General features: G+C 53.9%; 4 protein-coding genes. All 4 read right to left on the reverse strand.

Annotation, left to right across the window (positions count from 1 at the left end):
* Window positions 1-386 (reverse strand): rubrerythrin family protein (locus MVC73_RS09650; RefSeq protein ID WP_297510391.1); only part of this gene is annotated, 386 nt, incomplete at its 3' end.
* 46 nt (window positions 387-432) lie between these two features.
* Complete coding sequence (locus MVC73_RS09655) at window positions 433-1,116, reverse strand: SDR family oxidoreductase (protein ID WP_297510394.1); 684 nt, start codon at window positions 1,114-1,116, stop codon at window positions 433-435.
* Window positions 1,117-1,140: 24 nt separating this feature from the next.
* Window positions 1,141-1,443 carry a ferritin family protein gene (locus tag MVC73_RS09660; protein WP_297510397.1) on the reverse strand — a complete coding sequence of 101 codons (303 nt, stop codon included), beginning with the start codon at window positions 1,441-1,443 and terminating at the stop codon, window positions 1,141-1,143.
* Between the two features lie 71 nt (window positions 1,444-1,514).
* Complete coding sequence (gene dps / locus MVC73_RS09665; protein ID WP_297510400.1) at window positions 1,515-2,066, reverse strand: DNA protection during starvation protein; 552 nt, start codon at window positions 2,064-2,066, stop codon at window positions 1,515-1,517.
* Window positions 2,067-2,116 lie beyond the last annotated feature (50 nt).

A 2,116-nucleotide genomic window follows, 5' to 3' on the forward strand; every position in this document is an offset into this window, starting at 1 on the left:
AGGGCCTCGGCTATGCCCTTGAAGAGCGGGTGGGTCATCTTCTCCGCCATCTTCTCGTAGGTTTGAATCATGTCCTTCTCTATCTCGAGGTGCATCTCAGCGAAGCGCTTGACGAGGGCCTTCTGCTCTGGGGAAAGTTCAACGTCCTTGACCTCCGAGAGCGGCCCCTCACCAGAAAGTTTCTCAAGCTCCTTCTGCGCCTCGAGGATTGCCTTCATCAGGTGCTTGTGGATAACTGTGTCGACTGCAATCCTTCCAACGATCTCTTCAACCTTGGTGTATCTCAGCCCCTGCCCCCTTATGAGCTTCAAACCGTCGGTGTAGCTGGAGGCTGCCTTCTTCTCGGTCTCGTAGGCGTGTTTCACCAGTGGTTCAGACATGGACATCACCGTCTTAACTTATGCTCCAACGCCTAATAACCTTTACTGAAGTTCAGTATTCTGGATCCTGATAAATTGACCGAAACATGAGCTCCTCAACTCGAACGTGATTGGGAAGCCGAACAATCGCCCTAACGACCTCTGCCACATCCTCGGGCTTCATGAAGCCCTCCTCGCGCCTCCTTCCCGGTTTCCCGTAGAAATGCGTGTCCACCGCCCCCGGCCTGAGCTCAAGGAACCTGACCTCGGGATTCTCGATCTGAAAAGTCCTGAGTATGGCTCGAGCGGCCCATTTGCTGGCGACGTATGCGCCAGAGCCGGGGATGAGACGGGTAGATATGTCGGACGTGACCGCTATAACCAGGCCCCGGCTCTTCTTCAAAGCTGGCAGAAAGGCCTTAATGCTCCTCCACAGGCCGAGGGTGTTCACTTGTAGAACCCTCTCGAAGTCCTCGTCGGAAACTTCATCGAGCCTTCCCCCAACTCCAATGCCGGCGTTTGCCACGAGAAGGTCGACCCGGCCAAATCTCTTCAAGACTTTTTGTGCAAACTGATTCACGCTGTCCTCTTTTGAAACATCGAGGAAGGAATAAAACGCATTAGTCTTCTCTGCCACCTCTTCGAGAAGATCCAGGCTTCTGGCACCGATGGCGAGGGAATACCCCTCTTTGGCAAGGGCCAGGGAAACGGCCCTCCCTATTCCCTTCGATGCTCCGGTAACGACGGCAACCTTCAACGGAACCACCTCAAAAAAGAAAGTTCAGAGCTTTACCTTTATCCCCGTCTCTTCCTCAACTTCCTCAAAGCCCTCCTTCATGTACTTCGCGAGCTCTTCGTCAACCTCGAAGAGCGCCGCGAGAAATTCGCCAAAGTGCTCCTTTTCCTCGTTGGCAACATCGAGAAAGATGTGCCTTATCCTCTCATCCTCTATTCCCTCTGCCAGCTGCTCGTAGAAGCTTATGGCGTCGAGCTCGGCCTCGATGGCCCAGCGGAGGGCCTGAGCAATCTCGGTCTTGGTCAGAGGCCTGTCCTTTGGGAGTTCAAACGGGTACTTTGCCAGCATGGTATCACCACCAACTGTTTTTTGTTTTCCTACATAACTTTTTTTCAAAGAAATCCTGACAAAATGAAAAATCACCTCAGGAACTTCGAGACGTATGGGCTCTCGCCGGGCTTGTTCCGCCTGAAGTGGCCGCTCGGCTTGCCCGTCAGAAGCTCCTCGAACCACGCCTCGTGCTCTATCTCCTCGTGGAGTATTGCCAGTGAAAGGTCATAGGTCCTAGGGTCTTTGCCCATCGTGTAGTTGCATATCTCCGTGTAAACCCCCACAGCACAGCGCTCGGCCTCGAGGAGAACTTTCAGAATGTTCTCGATGGTAGGCTCCTCCGGCAGATAGGCGTCGCGGCACCAGGCCATGTCCGCAAAGTCTCTGATGTCCCTCGGCAGCTCCCCGCCGAGCTCGTATATCCTCGGTACGAGGGCCTCAAAGTGGTTCCTGTCCTCGATGCGTGCATCCTCGACAATCTCCTTTATGGCCTCACCTTCCATGCCCGCAGCGTGGTTCCTCAGGATGGTGTAGTAGTAATAGGTCGTGAACTCCGCCGCGGCAGCCTTCAGCAGCATTTCCAAGAGCTTCTCAACGTCTATACCGGCCCGCTCAACGAGCCGCCTGTTGTGTTCCGACATGGGTTTCACCGATTAGTAGTTGTTGCTTCTACTTAATAAACTTTTCTATT

Origin of the sequence: Thermococcus sp. (assembly GCF_027052235.1) — an archaeon.
Lineage (GTDB): Archaea > Methanobacteriota_B > Thermococci > Thermococcales > Thermococcaceae > Thermococcus.

Bases quoted from the DNA above. Each gene is read 5' to 3' on its own strand.
- dps (WP_297510400.1), bottom strand. From the start codon at position 2,066: ATGTCGGAACACAACAGGCGGCTCGTTGAGCGGGCCGGTATAGACGTT.
- MVC73_RS09660 (WP_297510397.1), bottom strand. From the start codon at position 1,443: ATGCTGGCAAAGTACCCGTTTGAACTCCCAAAGGACAGGCCTCTGACC.